At 33.7% G+C, this 20914-nt stretch carries 21 protein-coding genes; 8 read left to right on the top strand and 13 right to left on the bottom strand.

Translation table 11 applies throughout. From position 1 onward, the window contains the following. Nucleotides 1–100: 100 nt before the first annotated feature. The gene (locus tag BLS98_RS05485) at nucleotides 101–733 is read left to right on the top strand and encodes a hypothetical protein (RefSeq protein WP_089734307.1); all 633 of its coding nucleotides are present in this window, start codon (nucleotides 101–103) and stop codon (nucleotides 731–733) included. A gap of 32 nt (nucleotides 734–765) precedes the next feature. Here BLS98_RS05485 and BLS98_RS05480 read toward each other — a convergent pair whose 3' ends face one another. Continuing rightward, nucleotides 766–1134: a hypothetical protein gene (locus BLS98_RS05480; protein ID WP_089734305.1), complete on the bottom strand. Its 369-nt coding sequence runs from the start codon at nucleotides 1132–1134 to the stop codon at nucleotides 766–768. 388 nt (nucleotides 1135–1522) lie between these two features. Between BLS98_RS05480 and BLS98_RS05475 the strand changes: the two genes are divergently transcribed. Beyond that, the gene (locus BLS98_RS05475) at nucleotides 1523–2197 is read left to right on the top strand and encodes a hypothetical protein (RefSeq protein ID WP_089734303.1); all 675 of its coding nucleotides are present in this window, start codon (nucleotides 1523–1525) and stop codon (nucleotides 2195–2197) included. A 110-nt stretch (nucleotides 2198–2307) separates the two neighbouring features. Here the strand turns inward: BLS98_RS05475 and BLS98_RS05470 are convergent, their stop codons facing one another. From BLS98_RS05470 to BLS98_RS05450, 5 genes are all read right to left on the bottom strand, one after another. Beyond that, nucleotides 2308–3075: a leucine-rich repeat domain-containing protein gene (locus BLS98_RS05470; RefSeq protein ID WP_139166081.1), complete on the bottom strand. Its 768-nt coding sequence runs from the start codon at nucleotides 3073–3075 to the stop codon at nucleotides 2308–2310. A 60-nt stretch (nucleotides 3076–3135) separates the two neighbouring features. Next, a complete protein-coding gene (locus tag BLS98_RS05465) occupies nucleotides 3136–3747 on the bottom strand; it encodes a hypothetical protein (protein WP_089734297.1) in 612 nt (203 codons plus the stop codon). A gap of 372 nt (nucleotides 3748–4119) precedes the next feature. Next, entirely contained in the window at nucleotides 4120–5877 is a 1758-nt protein-coding gene (locus BLS98_RS05460) for a DUF885 domain-containing protein (protein ID WP_089734296.1), read from the bottom strand. A 175-nt stretch (nucleotides 5878–6052) separates the two neighbouring features. After that, nucleotides 6053–6949: an aromatic amino acid DMT transporter YddG gene (gene yddG, locus BLS98_RS05455; RefSeq protein WP_089734294.1), complete on the bottom strand. Its 897-nt coding sequence runs from the start codon at nucleotides 6947–6949 to the stop codon at nucleotides 6053–6055. A gap of 96 nt (nucleotides 6950–7045) precedes the next feature. Then, a complete protein-coding gene (locus BLS98_RS05450; protein ID WP_139166080.1) occupies nucleotides 7046–7348 on the bottom strand; it encodes a hypothetical protein in 303 nt (100 codons plus the stop codon). Nucleotides 7349–7699: 351 nt separating this feature from the next. On the opposite strand from BLS98_RS05450, the gene BLS98_RS05445 reads away from it, so the two are divergent. Further along, nucleotides 7700–7918 (top strand): glyceraldehyde-3-phosphate dehydrogenase, encoded by a 219-nt coding sequence (locus BLS98_RS05445; RefSeq protein ID WP_089734290.1) that lies wholly within the window; start codon nucleotides 7700–7702, stop codon nucleotides 7916–7918. Nucleotides 7919–8043: 125 nt separating this feature from the next. On the opposite strand, the gene BLS98_RS05440 is transcribed toward BLS98_RS05445, so the two are convergent. Both BLS98_RS05440 and BLS98_RS05435 read right to left on the bottom strand, forming a co-directional pair. Further along, nucleotides 8044–10905 (bottom strand): hypothetical protein, encoded by a 2862-nt coding sequence (locus BLS98_RS05440; protein ID WP_089734288.1) that lies wholly within the window; start codon nucleotides 10903–10905, stop codon nucleotides 8044–8046. Between the two features lie 15 nt (nucleotides 10906–10920). Then, nucleotides 10921–11547: a hypothetical protein gene (locus BLS98_RS05435; RefSeq protein ID WP_089734286.1), complete on the bottom strand. Its 627-nt coding sequence runs from the start codon at nucleotides 11545–11547 to the stop codon at nucleotides 10921–10923. Between the two features lie 533 nt (nucleotides 11548–12080). On the opposite strand from BLS98_RS05435, the gene BLS98_RS05430 reads away from it, so the two are divergent. Beyond that, entirely contained in the window at nucleotides 12081–12653 is a 573-nt protein-coding gene (locus BLS98_RS05430) for a hypothetical protein (RefSeq protein WP_139166079.1), read from the top strand. A gap of 789 nt (nucleotides 12654–13442) precedes the next feature. Then, nucleotides 13443–13607, top strand: coding sequence for a hypothetical protein (locus BLS98_RS23205; RefSeq protein WP_167356169.1), 165 nt, complete (start codon nucleotides 13443–13445; stop codon nucleotides 13605–13607). 175 nt (nucleotides 13608–13782) lie between these two features. Here the strand turns inward: BLS98_RS23205 and BLS98_RS05420 are convergent, their stop codons facing one another. The 3 genes from BLS98_RS05420 to dinB form a co-directional block, all read right to left on the bottom strand. Next, the gene (locus BLS98_RS05420; RefSeq protein ID WP_089734282.1) at nucleotides 13783–14031 is read right to left on the bottom strand and encodes a hypothetical protein; all 249 of its coding nucleotides are present in this window, start codon (nucleotides 14029–14031) and stop codon (nucleotides 13783–13785) included. 70 nt (nucleotides 14032–14101) lie between these two features. After that, nucleotides 14102–17152 carry a DNA polymerase III subunit alpha gene (locus BLS98_RS05415; protein ID WP_089734280.1) on the bottom strand — a complete coding sequence of 1017 codons (3051 nt, stop codon included), beginning with the start codon at nucleotides 17150–17152 and terminating at the stop codon, nucleotides 14102–14104. A 10-nt stretch (nucleotides 17153–17162) separates the two neighbouring features. Beyond that, nucleotides 17163–18311 carry a DNA polymerase IV gene (gene dinB / locus BLS98_RS05410; RefSeq protein ID WP_089734279.1) on the bottom strand — a complete coding sequence of 383 codons (1149 nt, stop codon included), beginning with the start codon at nucleotides 18309–18311 and terminating at the stop codon, nucleotides 17163–17165. A 232-nt stretch (nucleotides 18312–18543) separates the two neighbouring features. Here dinB and BLS98_RS05405 point away from each other — a divergent pair, with 232 nt between their 5' ends. The 3 genes from BLS98_RS05405 (at nucleotide 18544) to BLS98_RS05395 (ending at nucleotide 20035) form a co-directional block, all read left to right on the top strand. Continuing rightward, entirely contained in the window at nucleotides 18544–18861 is a 318-nt protein-coding gene (locus BLS98_RS05405) for a helix-turn-helix transcriptional regulator (protein WP_089734485.1), read from the top strand. Between the two features lie 279 nt (nucleotides 18862–19140). Beyond that, nucleotides 19141–19692: a hypothetical protein gene (locus BLS98_RS05400; protein WP_089734277.1), complete on the top strand. Its 552-nt coding sequence runs from the start codon at nucleotides 19141–19143 to the stop codon at nucleotides 19690–19692. Nucleotides 19693–19822: 130 nt separating this feature from the next. Continuing rightward, the gene (locus BLS98_RS05395; RefSeq protein ID WP_089734275.1) at nucleotides 19823–20035 is read left to right on the top strand and encodes a hypothetical protein; all 213 of its coding nucleotides are present in this window, start codon (nucleotides 19823–19825) and stop codon (nucleotides 20033–20035) included. A 459-nt stretch (nucleotides 20036–20494) separates the two neighbouring features. Here the strand turns inward: BLS98_RS05395 and BLS98_RS05390 are convergent, their stop codons facing one another. Together BLS98_RS05390 and BLS98_RS23200 are read right to left on the bottom strand one after the other, a co-directional pair. After that, complete coding sequence (locus tag BLS98_RS05390; RefSeq protein ID WP_089734272.1) at nucleotides 20495–20695, bottom strand: aldehyde dehydrogenase family protein; 201 nt, start codon at nucleotides 20693–20695, stop codon at nucleotides 20495–20497. 6 nt (nucleotides 20696–20701) lie between these two features. Continuing rightward, nucleotides 20702–20869: a hypothetical protein gene (locus BLS98_RS23200; protein ID WP_167356168.1), complete on the bottom strand. Its 168-nt coding sequence runs from the start codon at nucleotides 20867–20869 to the stop codon at nucleotides 20702–20704. Between the last annotated feature and the right edge of the window lie 45 nt (nucleotides 20870–20914).

Genomic DNA, 20914 nt, shown 5'->3' with positions numbered 1-20914 from the left:
TTTTAATTATGATATAACTATACTACAACTATATAATAAATATATGTTAAAATTTTGATTATCGTTATTTATTGCTATATTTGAATTCAATTTTGACGATATGGCAACCTATGAAAGTCTCATCAAGATTAAAGGCTCTGTGGGAGATCTTGTTTTTTACACTCTGAATGGCAAAAATGTGGTTCGGAAGAAAAGCGGGTTCAATAAAAAGGCTTTTAAAAAAGATCCGTCTTATGAAAAGGTAAGGCAGAACAGCTCTGAATTCGGGCATTGTTCCAAAACGGGAAAGATCATTAGAAACAGCCTGGAACTTTATCTTAAAGAAACAGGTGATGCCCTACTCTACCAGAAGTTTGCCAGGCTGATGACTGAAATAAAGGATTTAGATACCATTTCCGAACGAGGAAAACGAACGGTTGAAAACGGACTAAAAACTGAGGAAGGAAAGAAACATCTTATCAATTTCCTGTTTGGTGAAATAAAAAATGTATTGACCGAAATTGAACGTCAGGATCATCTCCTCTATATAAAAGGGGTTCAATCCAAAAAAGCAACAATCATTACTTTAAAGCTGGATTCAGAAAATTATACGGTTGAAAAGGCTGAAGAAGATCTGTCTTTGAATCAAGATCCGATATCTTTTAAAAAGTATTTTTCAGAAGATGATGCAGTCCTCTATTTTTTAGTATTGAAGAATGAAAGTAATGAAATTTCCCACATGGGATTTGTATAAATAAAAAAACCTGCCAATCGGCAGGTTTTGTTTTATTTCTTGTCTCCTTTCCAGGTTCCGTATTGTGCCGGAGTTGGAAGGGTGTTAGACCAGCTTCCGTTTCCTTTTTTATCCAGATTAAGTTTTCCTTTAAATTCTCCTTTTGACGGAAGCCCCACTGTTCCTACCAGATCTCCGGTAGTGTTTACGTTACCGGAAATATTATAATTCTCACTACTAACATCAGAATGCATGGTTCCTGATACTTTCCCTGTCTTATCCACTACAAAATTCCACACTCCTGTATCACCACCTTCATAAGTTCCAGACCATGTTCCTACATAATCATAAATTGTATCATCATCAGAGCTGCAACCGATAAATAAAAATGCCGTTAGTAAAAGTAAAAAAAGTTTCTTCATAGTTTCAGTAGTTTTATAACCTAAAAATCCTGTTATCCTCTATTGCATTCTATTAAAAATATCCTGTTATAGAGAATGAGCTTAATATTTATTATTTTTTATTTCGTGCAAATCTACTAATTTTTTCTTCAAATTATCTGAATTTTAATTAGTGGACAATATGTTTGTTAAAAAGCAACATATTTCGGCTAAAATACAAATATTTTTCAAACAAAATAAGGAACATTAATTTTTGAGTTAATATTCAAAAGCCTTTATTTAAAATTTTCATTAATAAACATATATTATAATATAAATTTTGATGTAACATATTTTTAATTAGTTTTTTATTCTTCATTGATACATATTTCTTACCTTAGTGAAAAATATAACGTATCTAAAAAATACCATGAAAACAAAGACTTTTTTTTTGACAGCATTTGCTTTGTGTAGTTTTGCAAATGCACAAGTTGGAATTAACACAACAACGCCCACAAGCACGTTGGATGTTAACGGATCGGTAAGGGTAAGAGGTCTATCGAATAATGAACAACAAATTGTAACTGCTAATGCAGATGGTACATTTGGCTTACTATCTCCTGAGGAAATTTTCTCACCTAAAGCCATATTGAATACTTCAACATCAGGGGTGGAATTAAGAGCCACTATCTATGAGGGAAAATGCTTCCAGCCTACAGATAATGCATCATCCTGTGTAGTTTCTTTAAGTCATTACAGCTCATGCTTAGGTTTTAATACCCCTATTGAAACTAAAATTGTGGTGGGTCAAAACATTACCCCTGCAAATGGGCAGTTTTCAGGAGTATGGAGCGCCCGTTACATTGATAATAAAGGAGTTACAACAGATGTTACTAAGCCTATTCCTCAATATCCGATCATCTCCTCTGCAGCTGGGACATCAAATTATCTTGCAAGCTCATATCTGGGAGGACTACAATGTACAGCTGATCTTGTGACCACTATAGATCCAACAACAGGAAATATCAAAGTGGAATCTGTAAAAAGAAACATGTTTGCGCATTTAATCTACCTTCTTTCGGTAGCCCGTTCAAGAAGTTTATAATAAAGATTCTAAGTGAAGTAAAAACACTTTTAAAACAAATTAAATAATAAAAAAGACTGATTATGATCAGTCTTTTTTTAGATACATACTCTACAATCTTCTATATTAATTTACCATTTATACTCTTGTAAACTAACAAGTCCGGAGGTATTTATTTGATTAATAAGAGATGATGTAAAAATTGGAGGTTCCAAATAAAGTTTTTCCAGTTTGCTAAGCCCTTCCACATTAATTTTTCTTAGCGGATTACCATTAAGATCAGCTTCTTTAAGTTGAGAATAAGGTCTGAGATCTATTTCTGTTATTAAATTCTTAGAAAGATCCAGCACTTTAATATCAAAAGAATTATCGGCTTTAAATGCGGTTAGCTGGTTTCTGAAAAGTTGTACATTTTCCAATTTAGGCTTTTTACTCAGATCTATCGATTTTAACTTATTCACATTGATTCTAATGTCCTTTAACTCTGTTAGCCCAGAAAGATCTAAAACAGATAATTCATTTTGATCCATAAAAATTACTTCCAGGCTTGTACAGCCTTTTAATTTGAGCTGTGTAATTTTATTCTTGATTCCATAAAGATATTTAAGGTTTCGCATCCCTTCAAGATCAACAGCGGTTAAATTGTTATCAAGAAAGGCAAAGTCTTCAAGGTTCGTAAAATTTTTAATCCCTACAACCGAAGAAATATCGGCATTATTTACATGTAGCTTTTTAATATTGACGGCTTCTGATTTTTGGATGTTTCCATCTCCATTTGTATCAATACCTTGCGCAATCAGGGCGGCTTTAAAATTCTCGTCCGGAAAATTAATGCTTTGGGCTTTTAGAGTAAAAATACCTAAATACAGATGTATGAGAATTATTGTAACTGTTTTCATTAGTTTCATTTTTAATGATTAGTTTTTTATGTGAACAGTGATTGATTTCAAATCGTACGATTATTTAGCGATGTTGATAACAGTAACTTTATTATTTCCTGAAACATCAATATATTCACCTACCTCTTCCTCATAAGCTCTTGATTCATATTGGGTTTCTGTTGAAAAAGAACCACCACCCATCTGGATTCCAAGACCATTTTTGTTGGAAATAACCGGCCCCGACTGAACCTGGCTGCTTCTCACTTTTTCCCATGTTACTAAACTTACAACATAGTATTTTCCAGGTTTTATGTTAGTGAACATAAAATGACCTTTCTCATCTATGGTCTTTGTTTCAATGCGGGCCATAGCGGCTTCCTTTGTCATTGCCGCCTGTTTTTTCCGGCTATTGTATTTCTTTTTAAGTTCAATATACTCCATAAGATGTGGCGTTACAGGATATAATAAAACTTTGGCTAGGTACCCCGGATAATTGACATAGCCTCTTTTTTTAAATGAAAGAGTGCCTTCAATGCTGCTATTTCCTTCTTCAAGCATTTTATAGGCTTCTTCTTTATTAAAAGCTGTTGTAGGAAGAACATATTCTATATTCTTTTGCGCTTTTGCATTACAGAAAAAACATAAAAGAAAAATCAAAATACAACAGGTGTAACGATTAATTTTTAACATGATTCATTATTTTAGATATTGGTGATTATATTTTTCAGAAGAATGATTAACAATCAATGCGTTTATTCATTTTGTTATCCTCTTTCATGCAAAATTAGATCATTCCTTATTCTCTAAAATGGTCGTTTTATGCTTAAAATGGTCATTTAACTCTTATTCCGGCAGTTTATCCAGGATTTTATAATAAAAGATTTAAAGTAAATAGTCAAAAAATAACTAATCAGATTATTGCTAAGTACGAAGGACTATTATTTTGTTAACAATACATCCTGCTACAGATATTTAAACACTTTCAAAACAGATTAAATAAAAAAAAGACTGATCGGGATCAGTCTTTTCTATTCATATGCAAATTATAAAAAATTCAGTATTCTATTTGATACTATTTGCCCAGTCATCCATATAATTTTCAAAAACAGTAAGAGGCATCGCCCCACCTTTCAGGATAGTATCATGGAAGTCCCTGATATTAAATTTAGACCCTAACTGAATTTTGTATTTATCACGCAGTTCTTTTATTTTTAATTCTCCGATTTTATAAGAAAGCGCTTGTCCAGGGCTGGCCATATAACGTTCTATTTCGGCCGTAGCAAACTGTTCAGAAACAGGTTCGTTATCTAACATATACTTAATGGCGTCTTCGCGTGTCATTTTTCCTGTATGTAAGCCGGAATCCACTACCAAACGGATAGCGCGGTGCATCTCTGTACCTAATGCTCCCAGCTGATGGTAAGGATTGGTATAAACTCCCAAATCTTTTCCCAAGGATTCTGTATACAATGCCCACCCTTCTACAAATGCTCCATTTGTATACTTTTGTCGAAACTCCGGAACGGAAGTGTTTTCATATTGAATGCTTATCTGATAGTGATGCCCAGGAATGGCTTCATGTAAAAAAACACTTTCCATATCCATATTGGTAATGTTGATTTTTGCAGGGTCTAAAATAGGGGCATAAAAAATTCCGGGACGGTTGCTTGGAAGATTTCCGGGAATATATTGCGGTGAAGCTGAGGCTGCTCTAAATTCTTCTGTTTTGCGAATTTCAAAAGGTGTTTTAGGCGTAATCCCAAAATACTTCGATAAGTTAGGCTTTATCTTATCATGAACATTCTGATAAGCCTCTAGCACTTCTTTGTCTGTTTTAAACGGCATGAATTGCTTATCGGTTTTCATAAATTCAAATAATTCAGGGAGAGAGCCCTTAAAACCGATAGACTTCTTAATTTTTTCCATTTCTGCAGTAATTCTTGCTACTTCAGACAAGCCTAACTGGTAAACTTCTTCAGGGTCTTTATCCACTGTTACCATTGAAAAAATATAATCTTTATACATTTCTTTTCCATTGGAGAACACATTGATTCCTGAAGATGAGCGGGCTTTTGGCAGGTATTCATTCTGGAAAAAATCTGCTAGTTTCTGCATGGAAGTGAAAATATTTTCCCCTAGAACATCTTTAAAATCTTTGCTTAAACGATTCTGCTCTTCTTTTGAAAAACTCTTTGGAAAATTCTTAATCGGTTCATAGAAAGAAGACTGATCATTATTTTTTGCCAGTTTTTGTAGCTGCGGAATAACTTTCACTACTAAAGATTTTGGCAAAACAATTCCTGCTTTGATACCTTTTCGCATATTTTGTATAGAAATATCTGTCCATCTTGAGAAAGCCTGACAACGCTTCAACCAATTATCATAGTCTTTTACTGTTTTGAAAGGCTGTGCTGAAGTACCGGAACCCAACATTGCCATGTAGGTAGGAATGCTCCCCAGCTGATTGATAGGCATATATTCCTCATGATATTTTTCTATTTTCAGCGCAATTTGTATATCATTTTCTAAAATTGCGAGTGAAATACGGTCTTCTTTGTTCAGAGCCTGATTTTCAAAAGGCTTCAGAAGATTGGAATATTTTATATAAAAGTCATGAATCTTTTTGAGTTGATTTTCATCATCAGCGGGAAGCTGATCATTATAACCGTCAATACCGTTAAAGGTTGCATTTAATGGGCTCAATACATTTGATTCTTTATAATATTGGTCAAAAATCTGATGCAATTGAGTATTCTTTTGCTGTGCATTCATGCAGGAAACGATAACAGTGCTGAGTAAAGCCAGTTTATATTTCATCATATCTTTATTAGTTTATTTACAAGAACTATAAAAATACGTTAATTATTCAATACATAAGCAAATTGATAGTTTGACATTCTATAACTGATCATTTAAAATTTTAACAGGAACACAAATGAAATAATTATTTCCCCTTGAGTATAATACGTTGATGTGATATCCGGAATCAAAATTATTATTGGGTTCTCCGTTCTCTTGTGGCCAACCAGCAAAGTACAGAACCTGCACAAACCATAACAGCTCCCTGCCAAAAAGATAATCCTAATGTTGTAGATAGAATAACGGAAGACAATGCCGATGATAAAACAGGAATAAAATAGGATGCACCTGTTAAAACAGTAACGTTTCCACCTAAGATCCCAATGTTCCAGGCTGCATACCCAAACCCCATGGCACATGCTGCAAGTAAAAGATATATAACTGAAGAAAGGTTGACCTGCATATTGCCGGAATCACCAATAATCAGATATTTGATCCATAATGCAACAGCCACCATCATAAAAAATAATGTTATTCCGTTTACACCATTGGCTATGCGAACGGTAACTACACAATAAGCCGCCCATAACAAAGCTCCAATAAAAGCTAATCCGTAACTTAATGGGTTTGTTTTAATATTGGCTTGCATCTGAGAAATATCCAATCCCTGCTCTCCGCCCAATACCCAGACAATACCCAACATAGAAAGTATAATTCCCGGAACAATCAGCCAGTTTGCTTTTTTGTTGGCGAAAAGAATAGTTGCTACCATTGTAAATGTTGGCCAAAGATAATTAACCATTCCCACTTCAATTGCTTGTCTGCTATTGGTTGAGTATCCAATGGAAAGGGCTAAACAAAGCTCATAAGATACCATAAGCAATCCTCCAACTATCAAATATTTCTTTGGGAATTTTGATAAGGGAGTCCATTTCATGGTCAAAAGTAAAAACACTGAAGCTACAGTATATATTAAAGCTGCTCCTGCGGTGGCTCCAAAGGAATGACTTACTTCTTTAATGAGTCCTACAATGGAAGACCATAGGAGAATGGCACAGAATCCGATGGCCGTGGCTTTGGTATATTGAGACATGGAATGTTTTTGTTTTTACTTGTATCGGGTATTGAAGCAAAAGTAGGTAAAAATTGAAAATTATAGTTATCTGTGAAGCCCAGCATGATGCTAATCCTATTCTTGATGATATTGGTGTACATTTTCTAATATAATCTCCCATATGGGATTATCATAGGCATTTATTTTTGAAAGCGTATCCTTATTGCTTATGATCATAATCTTTGTATCAATACCATCCATAGGCTGTATACTCTTCCCTTCTGCTATATTTCTAAAAGCATTCAGATCAATTTTGTTTATTATGTTTTTCCAATCTTCTGCCTTAATTTTCCGGCTAAACTCCATCTTATGGGGCTCAGTATTGATCTTATGACTGTAATGTACAGAGTCCTGATTGATTGATATTCTTGAATACACTCCAAATTTACCCCCAAAATTGATTACTTCTAAAGATCATATTTCTTCAGACTGTGCAGGATTATGTTGGTTTAATTTATTATTTTCTTTTTTATGACATCCTACAAAAACCAGCAAAGAGACAGCTATCAATTTATTCATGTTTTCCTCTTTCAATTTATATTCTAAAAAACCTTTTATCTAATTACTAAATTATTTTTAAAGAAAAGACGTGATTGTTCCTGTAAAGCTACAAAACGTAAAATTATCTGTTGGTTTTAAGCCGATATTTTTAAGAAATCATTGTCTCCCATTACATTTCTTCTCACTTAAGGGAAAAAAGTTATCTTTGAAAGACTTAAATTTTTAATCATGAAAGAAAAAATTGTTCAGATTACCCATTCTACAGGAAAATATACGTTGGATGTAGCTCCAGGCAAGCTTAATGAAATGCAGGAACAAATTGACAGATGCTTAAACAATGAGCAGGCAGCTATAGTTATCAGAAACAATAATGGAGAACAGTTCATTTATCCCTCTGAGCTTTTGAAAAATAGTTTTATTTCAATAGTTGACAAAGTTACTGATTAAGTAATCTAAATAAAAAGCCCCAATTAAGGGGCTCTTTTATTATCTATGTTTCTAGGATATTTCTTGTCAATTTTATACAGAATTCATTATCCATTTTTAATAATTTATATATAACCGCATACATTTTATTTTGTTCTAAAAGGTAATGCAGGATTAATCATACTCTGCGATGTACAGTTGTTTATTTTGACAGTATATAAAAGTCTATTACTTTCACAATTGTTATCAGTTTGAGTTACATAATATGCCTGCCCATCTGTAATAACAGTAGAAAGCGGCAGTACTGCCGAAGAAGTTTCATCCGAATACCATTTGATATCCTTTCCTGAAACCGTAACATCTCCTAATGTATTGGCTGCCTTTTTACATACTCTGCTATTTACAACGGGTATTTCAGTTCTTCTGCTTATCGTTATTTGGTCTGTAACCGTACAATAATCGGGAGAGCCTACTGTAGAATAGGTAACATCAACTTGGTAAGTTCCATACCCAAAAGGCCGGAGATCCAGACTTGAGTCAGTACCTAATACTCCTTTATTATTTAAGTCCCCTATTTTTGTCCATTTAAAAGTGGTAGATGGATTAGGAACAAAACTATCAGCGTTTAAAGTATAGGAATTTACTTTTGAATTATCATATTCCTGGCATATCAAATCATTACCTAAGCCTGCAAAGCTCCCTGAATTATAAGGGTCAAAAATAATATTTGTGCTATTTCCTGCATTTGTAGATTTCTCTCCATAATGCAATGGTTGTACAGCATTGATATCCTTAATATTTCCAAAATCAAAATTTAATGAACCACTCTGGACATCCAAATTTGCTTTTGTTCCCGAAACTGAACTTAAAAGATAAATAATATAGCACGGGTTTCCTGATGCATATAATTTTGAGATTATAGTCTGGGTACTTCCAGCTTCAAAAACATAAGATTTACCGGCAGTAAGAGTTAATTGATCATACGTATTAAAACCATAAATATATCCTCCGCCTTTAAGCTCAACATTATGAAAATTAAGTGAACTTGATATTGTTCCTCCTGAACCAATTGCACTACCGGTTGATAATGGATTTTCAAAAATAACATCATAATAAGTCTGGCCCGCAGAACCCTGAATTCCGTAAGAAGGACTTGAATTGGTGACGTTAGCTGTAAAATGAATCACAGAAGTTCCAGCATTTAAGACGGTATTCGAAGACTTTGTATCAAAAGATGATATAACTCCATTCAAATAGATATGAGAACTGCCAAGATTGACCGTTTTCTGAGAAATAGACTGAGCAATAAAATTATACCCTAAATCTACTCTATAATTGTTGGTATTCCACGTTCCTGCATGTTGAAAAAGGATGTATTTAACATTAAAATCATCTAATAAACTGATGGATTGGGTTTCATAAAAATTAACAGTACCTGAAGAAACACTCTCTCCAGTAATCACTCCATTACTTTTTATGGTTCTATTTTCATCGTTATTCTGGTAGTTTGTGGTTGTAACTTTGTACAGCATATCTTTCTGCCACTCTGAAGAGCCGTAGATATTCAGAGTATTGGTATCTATTGATGAGACAATCGTAGGAGCCACAGCACTTCCTGAAAAAATAATATTGTGGCAGTAGGAAACATTATCCACCGTAATTGTTTTACTTCCTGATGTAAATCCAGAACCTCCATCAAAAAAGACATTATCTCCCGGGCCTGGTACACAATATCCCCCGACTCCGCCCGAAGTCTGAGACCAGTGAAATTTGTCATTCCAATTCCCTGAGCCCCCTATCCAATAAAGATTCTTTACTGTGGATGAAGGAAAAGTCCAGCCTGAATTATTTCCATTGTTGATAGAATTGGCTGCCATAAAGTTAGCTCCACCTGATGCTTTCATATCCTTCATTACCACTCCTGATACCTGAACTGAAGAACCTGATGGCATAGATATATTCACAGCAGCACCATCTGATGTACTTTTAAGGGTTGACCATCCCTCACATGATGGTGTGTTTAAGGAAAATAATGAGGTTATGGTATGAGTTGTATTGCGTTCTATATAAAATGTCTTAGCCGGAGCCAGAATAAGTTGATTGTAACGATTAAAACCATAGATATATCCTCCGCCTTTAAGCTCAACATTATGAAAATTAAGTGAACTGGATATTGTTCCTCCTGAACCAATTGCACTACCGGTTGATAATGGATTTTCAAAGATAACATCATAATAAGTCTGGCCCGCAGAACCCTGAATTCCGTAAGAAGGACTTGAATTGGTGACGTTAGCTGTGAAATGAATTACAGAAGTTCCAGCATTTAAGACCGTATTCGCAGACTTTGTATCGAAAGATGATATAACTCCATTCAAATAGATATGAGAACTGCCAAGATTGACCGTTTTCTGAGACGTAGACGGAGCAATAAAATTATACCCTAAATCTACTCTATAATTGTTAGTATTCCACGTTCCTGCATATTGAAAAAGGTTGTATTTAACATTAAAATCATCTAATAAACTGATGGATTGGGTTTCATAAAAATTAACAGTACCTGAGGAAACACTCTCTCCAGTAATCACTCCGTTACTTTTTATGGTTCTATGTTCATTGTTATTCTGATAATTTGTGGTTGTAACTTTGTACAGCATACCTTTCTGCCACTCTGAAGAGCCATAGATATTCAGAGTATTGGTATCTGTTGATGATACAATTGTAGGAGCCACAGCACTTCCTGAAAAAATAATATTGTGGCAGTTAGCAACAACATTCAGCGTAATCGTTTTACTTCCCGAAGTAAATCCGGAACCTCCATCAAAAAAAACATTGTCTGTTTTACCCGGAACTACAGCTGGAAATGTATTTCCACCGGAAGAAGTTCGCCAGTGATTGATATCACTCCAGTTTCCTGATCCCCCAACCCAATAATAATCAGCCGCATAGATATTGCATTCAATTCCAAACAAAAGAGTAATTGAAGCTAAAATTTTTATAAAATATTTCATGGATACAATAGGAAATTACTTTACAACAAATACGACATTCATATATGAGGGTTTTGAAGTATCAGCTCCTGCTGAAAGCTGATAAGTAAGAACTCCTTTCTCTGAAATTTGAACATTGGTAAATACAGAAGTATCATACCACGTAATATAGTATTCCAACTGGCTGTTATTATATGTATAAATACGTCCTGCAGAACCAATACTGCTTACCATAGGAGTGGTAAACTGGCTTTTATAATTATTATATAAATCTATTGTTCCAAAACTGGGATCTGAAACATCCGTAATCACAACTACTGAAGGAGAATAAAAAAAGGTTGGAGAACTGCTATTAAGTGGCTCCCATTTATCAGAACTATTTTTCCAGAACCAATAGCCAATATTATAGACCTCTTTGGAAGCTGCAGTTGATGGGCTTACAGAATATACTAAAGTTCCCGGTTTTATGTTAGTTGGGTGTATAGCTTCTATCTGATCCCCTGTGAGGAGAGGAACTGTAATACCAGCTTTATCACCGGTAGAATACCCTTCCTGCAAGGTAATATCCAGAGTTGCTTGTGGATTGGGAGTATTAATACCTACTTGTGCGATACAAAGGTTAGATATTAAAAATCCTAAACTAAATAGTTCTTTTCGTTTCATATACAGTATCATTAAAAATGTCTGCAAATATAGGAGCTAATTCTTCTTAAAAATGCTGTAAATATTAATATGTACAGTGTTTATACTCTATGTAATTTTTTCTGTTCTAAATCCCCTGGCCTGTCGTTCAAAAAGTCAGACATCATATTCATTAGAATTCAGATATTGACCTATTATACCATTTGGAACTTTATAACCTTCAGCATCTCAAAAATATTGATTTCCTCTCCTTTTGATAGCTGTTGACTCTGCTATAGAAGGTTTCTATATTTTTTTTAAATTAGTGTAATCAAAAAGCAGATGAATTCAGACCACAAAATAAGCATTGAAAGCCCTTATCATCAATCATTTAGAGTCTCAAAATTTCAATTCAAAAACCTAAGCAATAATCAAATATAAACATGAGTACTAGCGAGTTCCTGAATACTACAAAAAAGAAATCTGACGATATTGCATTCAAAATTATTGTTCCTCTTCTGAGCTTACTATTTGTAATCTTCAATCCTTTATCTCTTTTTGCTATTTCGGTTTTAGTGGCTATTCTTCTTTATATTATTATATTTCGTACCCCTATTTTCAGTAAACTTTTTTTATTTTTTCTTGCAGCAACTTATATTTTTATATTGTTCATTTACTCCGTTTCACCTAAAATTCAATATATAGAATTTAAAACAACACATCCCAGTTGGGTTGAGGTTGAAGGAAATTCCTTGCGAGTTGATGTAAATTGGCAAGGTGGCAAGACTCGTAGATCAGTTGCAGATATAACCTATCAGTACCGCAATCATAATACAATTGTAAAAAAAATAGGAAATAATATACTCAAAAATAATACGTACAGCGTATTTTGGAATTCGGAAAAGGAAAAAAAAGAATCTAATCAGAAGTTAAAAAACCTTGTTGAAACCTATATTCAAAAGAAAAATTATAAAATTCTGAAAAATCCGGATTCAGAAGAGAGTAAATTATTTATTCCCTTAAACAATGTACTGCTTTCTAGCTCTTTTGGTGATGAATTTCTTGTGACGGTTTCTAAAGTAATGTTGGTTCCATTCTTTTTTATGTTAATTCTCTTTTTTTGGAAAGATAAAGGGTTCAAAAAATAAACAATCAAGTCTAATAAGATTTCACATAATTTTTGAAATATTTCTTTATTGCAATACGTGGCAAAGTTACTCCTGAAATAATAATGAGCCTCTATTCATCAACAGCCATAGGCTATTCAAAAAAATTGACATTCAACAGATCAAAATATAAATAACAAGACTATTGTTAATCACCTGTATATTCAAATAGTTTTTCTATTCCTCTCAAAGAGCAATCCAATGGGCTTATAATTTTAAATGGATTAAATAAAAAACTTTGAATAAAGAAGTCCAAGTAAACCAATAATTATTACACCTACTGGATAACGATAATATCTAGACGGAATTAATAGAGGGTTTTCTGTGGAAATTGCTTGAATTATCAAATTTCCTAACCATATAGCAACAAGTCCGATAAAGCCCACGTAGAATATATATCTACAAACGGTGTTGAAAATTTCTTTGAATGCATCAACTATTCCTAATCCGTCTAAAAACATATTATTAATTTTCAACTAAAGTACTAAAAATACTCACACAAATGTGATTTCGACCAGTAAAAAACTCAACTAAATTAGAGATATGAAAGAATTTATTAGAGACTGTACTTTTTTCAAGTCAAAGATTGAGAACTTAAATTAATCGGTTTTTATTTTGGCTGAGCATAATAGGATTCATCACTTTGTTTTATCGGATCTTTATTGATTAAATTTGATGATGAAACCCAATAAAGTCTACTGCAAATCCTAAGACAAGAATAAAATAGTATTTAATATTTGCTTTTGTCATTTTTATTCACTATATTGAAATATGAAAAAAAGTGAAAATCAAGGCAGTATAACACATGCTGGTAAAATGAACGAACGAACAAGAGCATTGGAAGTTCTTGAAAAAGCAAAGCAAACACAAGGTAAGATTACCTTTCTACGACAAGGTGCAGGGAGAAATTTCAAGCCAAAAAGTGAGGACTCCTAAAGTTTAATTTTATCGTCAAAGTATCGTTTCTTTCTTCCATGGAAAACATGGTGGTTGGAAAGGCACTGATAGAAACGAACTTCTTACTAAAATAAAAGATCACATTTCTTTCACCATTAAATGGAAGATCTATAATCCTACCAAAATAAAGCCCCTGTATTAACAGGGGTTAATTTTATCTATAGGTTACACAATAATAAACTTCATCGGTATTATCCGCATTATACATTTTGCGTATTAGTATTGGTTCCGATTCAGAATCATACTCGTATTCTCTGCACCATTCTTCACCTAATTTAACATTTTTAAGTCGTAGACCTAAATTAATAGTTAGATCTGCAAAATCAGTAAATATATTTTCTTCCGGAATAGTAATTATATTTCCTTCGTAAATATATCTGATATCCTCATTATCATTTTCCATGTTTTATTTTTTTGACAAATAAGTGACGTATACAATAGACTAATAGCCTTTTAGGTGTTTTTTAATGTTCCTAACTGAAATTTTTCTTTCTAGGCAGTCCAATTTCATGTTCTTGTGGATAAGGTTTTCTGAATGTCATACTAACATCTTCTTTTATTTTTTCCTGTGCCTCGAATCGTTTCTCTTCATCATGCGAATATCTAGGATCCGGAATAAAAGGCATCTTTGCCATCTTTGTAATGGTAATGGTTGGAAAATGAAAATCTACCTCTACAATCCCTAAAAGCAAGTAGCACCCTCCACCCTGAAACGAATATTTTTCTAGACTACTAGGGAAATGCGCTGTATCAAAATAATTTCCTTCAACATCTATCCAGGTTCCAAAATACATTGTGCCTTTTTTAGTAGGTACGTGCTTTCTGGAAATGAGATATGCCAACATTTTAATCTCTCTTTTATGATACTTAACAAGATCATTTGCCATAACATGGCCTCTGTATTTTGTTTGTAAAAGGTCGAAAGGCGTGCACGAAACCGGAAAGCTCAATATTTCAATTTCATCGAAGGCATCTTCAAATACATTCCGCTTCAGTTCAGGAAATTTAAACTCCTTCATAGGCTCTTCGAAAAGTGTTTTCAGCCTTCTTTCTGCTTTAAAATCTCCAAGTAATACTCTAGCTTTTAAAAGGAGTTCATTCTTCGGAATCCCTGTAAATCTGAAAGCTCCAATAAATATAAGAATCTGCAATGTTTCAATACCCACCGGAATTCTTTTAACAAAGTCTTCCATCGATTTGTATTCTCCATTCTTTTTTCTTTCTTGAGGAATCAATTGAGCTATTTTTGACTCTACTTTTTCCAAAAGCATTAATCCCAGATAAATTTCATTACCATAAATAGTTGTTTCAGATTCACTTTTATTGACGCACGGATTAAGAATTTGCCCTCCAGACATTTTTGCCTCGTGAACATAGACTTCTGTCCTGTAAAAGCCTCCCATATTATTGATTGCTGAGACCATAAACTCCAGCGGGTAATATATTTTAAGATAAAGGCTTTGGTAACTTTCTACGGCGTAGGATGCCGAATGAGCTTTACAGAAAGAATATCCGGCAAACGATTCTATTTGCCTGTACACTTCCCTACTCAATTCTTCAGAATGTCCAAGTTCTCTACATGATTCAAAAAAATTATCTTTAACTTTTTGTAAAGCGTCCAATGAGCGATACTTTCCACTCATAGCCCTTCTGAGAATATCCCCATCGGCGGCAGACAGTCCTCCAAAGTGCAGGGCAATTTTTATCACATCTTCCTGATAGACCATAATCCCATAAGTTTCCCCAAGTTGCTCTTCGAATACTTTATGGAAATATTCAAACTGTGTGGGATTGTTATGCCTGAAGATATACTCTCTCATCATTCCGGATTGTGCAACCCCCGGACGGATAATTGATGATGCAGCAACAAGTACTTTATAGTTGTCACATTTCAATCTTCTTAGAAGTCCTCGCATTGCGGGAGATTCAATATAGAAGCAGCCAATTGTATTGCCATTGCTTAAAAATTCATTGCAGATCTTTTCATCCTTAGAAATGGTTGTATCCTGAATATCTATTTTAATCCCTCGCTTTTCTTCGATCAGTTTCACCGTATCATTGATAGTTCCTAGCCCACGCTGCGAAAGAATGTCAAATTTCTCAAAGCCTAGCTCTTCAGCTACATGCATATCCCACTGAACAATCGGAAATCCTTTTGGAGGCATTTCCAGTGCTGTAAAGCTTGTAAGGGGTTCCTCAGAAATCAAAATACCACAGGGATGCATACTCCGTTGATTCGGAAATTTCTCCAATAACTTCCCATATTTTTGTACCTGTTGAACAACCTCATCCTTAAATACTTTTTCAGGATTTTTGCTCAGCTCATCTAGCTCATCCTTCGGTAGGCCAAAAGCTTTGCCAACCTCCCGAATTATTGAACGATATTTGAACTCAACATTTGTTCCGCAAAATGCAACGTGATTTTTACCATACCGGTTGAAAATGTATTCTAAGATAATATCCCGTTCCTGCCAACTCCAGTCGATATCAAAATCGGGCGGACTCTTTCTATTCAGGTTTAGAAATCTTTCAAAATATAAATCTAATTCCAACGGACAGATATCTGTAATACCAAGGCAATAAGCAACGATGCTATTTGCCCCACTTCCCCTTCCTACATGCATAAAACCCATCCTGTTACTGTATCGGATAATATCCCATGTAATAAGAAAATAACCACTGAAATTGAGTTCATCAATCACCTTCAATTCTTTCTCTATCCGTTCATTAGCTTGTTCATTATTTCTGCCGTATCGTCTCACTAAGCCTATGTAGGTCAAACGAGTTAACAGCTTCAAATCATCTTCTTTTGTCCTGGTATAATGCTTTTTATTTCGAGGTGTAGAAAATTCAAGCTCAAAACTACATTCTGCTAAAATATCTTTAGTCTTTTGTAGTATTTGCGGATAGTATTTGTAAGCTTCCTCTACGAATGCAGGAGATTTAAAATACTCTGATTTGTCACAGGTTTCAGTTTGTGGTAATAATGATAATAATGTATTATTATCAATCGCTCTTAAAATACAATGCAAATTGTACTCTTTTTTAGTTGCAAATGTAACTGGCTGCAGAATAACCATTTTTGAAATAAGAGACTTAAATTCCGGACGAATCAGTATATTTAATTCCTCTTGCCTTATTCCAATATACTCATTCTCCTTCAGAGATTCTGGCTTATTTTGTAATGTATAAATGATAAAATTATGCTCAAGATCAGGTCTATCAGGCAAATCTATACCATCACAGTTATATTCTGTTAAAATCTTATTTACTTCTTCTAACCCCGCAAATTCTTTGGCAATGGTAATATAAAGCAGCTTGCTTCCCTTTCTCATTTCGATACCCGGGATTGGTTTTATTCCTTTTTCTTCACATTTCTTTTTGAATTCATAAACACCAGTAATGGTATTAATATCCGTAAGTACAAGTTCGCTTATCCCCAAAGACGAAGCTTGTGAAACCAAATCATCTATAGAGAGTGTTCCGTATCTCAGACTATGATATGAATGACAGTTTAAATACATACTTGAGCAATTAATGTAAGAAATCAAAACCTACTGCCCTTCCCACAGCATCACTACCAAACCTGTTCTTTATATTATCCATTGCTTGATAAAGGCTCATTAATTCTGCCGTATCTTCAAATAAATTCATTTGATAACTTCCGTGTACCAGATCTGTAAATCTTAATCCTACGAGCCTTAATCGCATACGTCTTGAATATATCTTTTCAAAAAGATCCAAAGCAACCTTGGAAAGAGTATGGTCAGCAGAAGTATATGCCACACGGCATTGTTTTGTTTCGGTATCAAAATTTGCATACCTAATCTTAACCACAACTGTTGCTGCCAGCCATTTTTCCTGACGTAACTGGTGTGCCAATTGTTCCACCATACCAACAATCAGTTTTTTCACTTCTTTGATATCCGTTGTATCACTACTGAATGTTCTTTCTTTGGATATAGATTTTCTTTCCGCATATGGTACTACTTGTGACTCATCAATTCCATTGGCTTTTCGCCAAAGATCAGTTCCATTTTTACCTATCATTTGCTGCAATACCTCTACAGGTACTTCTGATAGAGTTCCGATAGTTCTTATCCCAACCCTAGACAGAAGCCGAAAAGTAGCATCACCCACCATGGGCATTTTTTTAATAGGTAAAGGATTTAAAAACGAATGTACCCCTATAGAAGGAATTTCCTGATGTCCATTTGGTTTAGATTCTCCGGTTCCTATTTTACTTACCGTCTTATTTATCGAAAGAGCGTAGCTAATCGGCAGCCCGGTTTCTTTTTTAATCTTCGCACCTAATTCATTTGTCCACTTGTATGCCCCAAAGAATTTATCCATTCCCGTTAGATCCAAATAAAATTCATCAATAGAAGATTTCTCCATGACCGGGGCTTTCTCTTCGATAATTTCTGTTACAGTATGTGACATCTTTGAGTACAATTCCATATCACCCTTGACCACTTTAGCCTGAGGACACAGCCTCAAAGCCATACGCATTGGCATCGCTGAACGCACGCCAAATTTCCGGGCTTCATAAGAACATGAAGACACAACACCCCTATCTCCACCGCCTATTATTAAAGGTATTCCGTTGAGTTCTGAGTTTACAAGCCTCTCACAGGATACAAAAAAAGTATCCAAATCCATATGTACAATCGACCGTTCCATGTGACAAAATTAGATATATTTTAAACCAATAAACAAACTATTGATTGATATATTTTGTATCAATTTTCATTTATCCTGAAATCATGCACTTTATCAGAGCTAAATAAATATGGAACAAATCAACATGTTTAACACGACAGAATTTGACGTGTTAAAAAGTTATCAACAAAAAAATATGGAAATCCGTAATTCTATTAATATATCTTTTCTCAGATTTGTAAAAACGCACGAAATGAAAAAAGAAAAATTACGTCTTATTAGAAAGCAAAAAGGTTACACTCAACAACAGGTAGCAGGTTGTTTGCCTACAAATTTTTCAAACTATAGTAGAAAGGAAAGCGGAGAAATAGGAATTACAAAAGAAGAATGGATAAAAATTGCGAAATTTCTTGACGTGAATATAGAAGAAATTTATGAAGACGAATATCTTAAAACCAAGCCTTCGGATGCAACAGATCATGAAGATACAGCTAAATACATAGCTCATCTTGAAAGCAAAAATTTAGAACTAAAAAAAACAATTGCTATTATCAAGAATCTTTTAGAATAACATGAAATATTAATAAAAAAATCCCCAGCCGAAGCCGGGGAAGAAAAGCTAATCATAAACTCAAAAGTTGAGAATGATTTAATAAATATAGTGTTTTTATATAAAATGCTTTGTAGGCCTAATTCCACGGAAACGTAATATGCCATTAAATTCCATCAGTGTTAGGCGGGAACTGTCTTGCCTGTGAATATTACAATTAATGACAATTCTCACTTATTTATATTTGTTCTAAATTAATATAATACATAAGTTTGCAATAGTTAAAAAACAACTTATACCATGAAAATTAAAACTCCTTTTAAGGCTATTGTGTGTTCATTAGCTATTCTTACATTTCTAAATTCTTGTCAACAAGATAACGACACTGTAAATCCTCAGGAAGGACAGTTAATGCAAAAAAAAGTATCTCGGAAAATTGAACCTGCCACTGCAAATGGTAAATCTGTAATAAAAATAACAATAGGAAATAAAGTCGAATATTTCGATAGTTATTTAAACAAGGATAACAATACTCTTTTTACTAATGTAAACAATAAATTGATTGTTACAAGACTAGATAACAAAAATAAAAATACCGCAAAAAGTGGGTATCAAGTATCTATTGATTCCGACCTGTATATGGGTGATGGCTTTATGATGCATGCCTGTAAAGGAATTCTTCCGGATTTCGAATTAATTGATGTTTTGGGTGAATTATGGATAAGAGAAGGACAGCTTACTTACAAAGCAGGATCAGTTTACTATATTGGTCTTAATGATGAAGAATTAGAGTATTTCAGATGCTTGGAAGAGTATGATCCCGTTGGCGTAATACATGTATATGTTGGTTAAATATATAAATAACTGATATTCTATAAAACACCTCACTAACAGTGAGGTATTTTCTTTGTAGTAATAACTCTACGGGAAACCATAATGAGTGTATTTAGATTGTTTGTATATTCGAGATCTAAAATCAAACATGAATCACGAAGAAGCTTTAATATTAAAACGAAATAAGATTGCGGAAGGAAATGGTAGTGTGAAAGAAAACAAAGTATACATAATTCCAGAAATATCAGAAGAAGCTGATGTATTTCTACAATTAGTATTACGCAATAAAGTTAAATACACAGACGATCTATGTAAAGGATATTCCAGTAACGGAAAATTTTCTGTTTGGCTAGATGTATAACAACAAAATTCCCCACTATTAGGTGGGGAATTTTGTTGTGTAACTATAAATGATTAATATCATTTTATATATTTTATTTATTAAAACAATAATAACAAGCAAATAGTTGAATAAAGATATAAATGATATTATTTGCAAAAGCCATAATCCTAAATCTTTAATTTGCTTAAAGTCAACTTTTTCTCTACTTAAATCAAATATCTTTTTAAACAAAGACATATCTCCTTTAGAAAATAGTAAGAATATCAATATTACTACCACTGTAATAGATGCTATAGCCACAGAAAACAGAATTAATGTTGTGACTCGTTCTGTGAATATTTTATATCTTTTTAGGTATCTTTTTTTTCTTCATTTGGATTAGTTCCTAAACTTTCTCTCCGCTTTGAATAGTATTTGTATGTGATGAGTATTGTGAGTCTTTTTATCTTAAACCAGACTGCGCTCTTGATATACCACTTAAGATAATTGATTCAATATAAGCACATACAATTTCATTTCTGCATCTTCTTCCACAGCATTTTCACTGCTTAAAGGAGGAATATCGGTATCCGGATTCATAGGGTCATCAATCTTCAAACTATCGAATAACCTTAATACTCTATTAAGAAATTGTTCTGCTATAAGTTCTTGGACAATGATCCTTTTCTGTAAAGACATCCTGTTCTACATTAAAAGTCTTCCAAAAATTATCACTGGAAATCTTTTGTCTAAATCAGCATCATCCAGAATGACCAAGGGTTCGCTACTTCCACGTTCAAAAGTTTTTTTGACATTTCCTCCTAACCCGGAAGCAATACTTGTATCGGCTCGTTCTCTCCTTGTTAGTACCATCCATTTGATTTTGGGTCATCCAGTAGCTTTTCAACGTCAATTCCT

The sequence above is a fragment of the Chryseobacterium jejuense genome, from assembly GCF_900100075.1.
Classification (GTDB): domain Bacteria; phylum Bacteroidota; class Bacteroidia; order Flavobacteriales; family Weeksellaceae; genus Chryseobacterium; species Chryseobacterium jejuense.
This window is presented reverse-complemented; position numbering and strand designations above follow the sequence as displayed.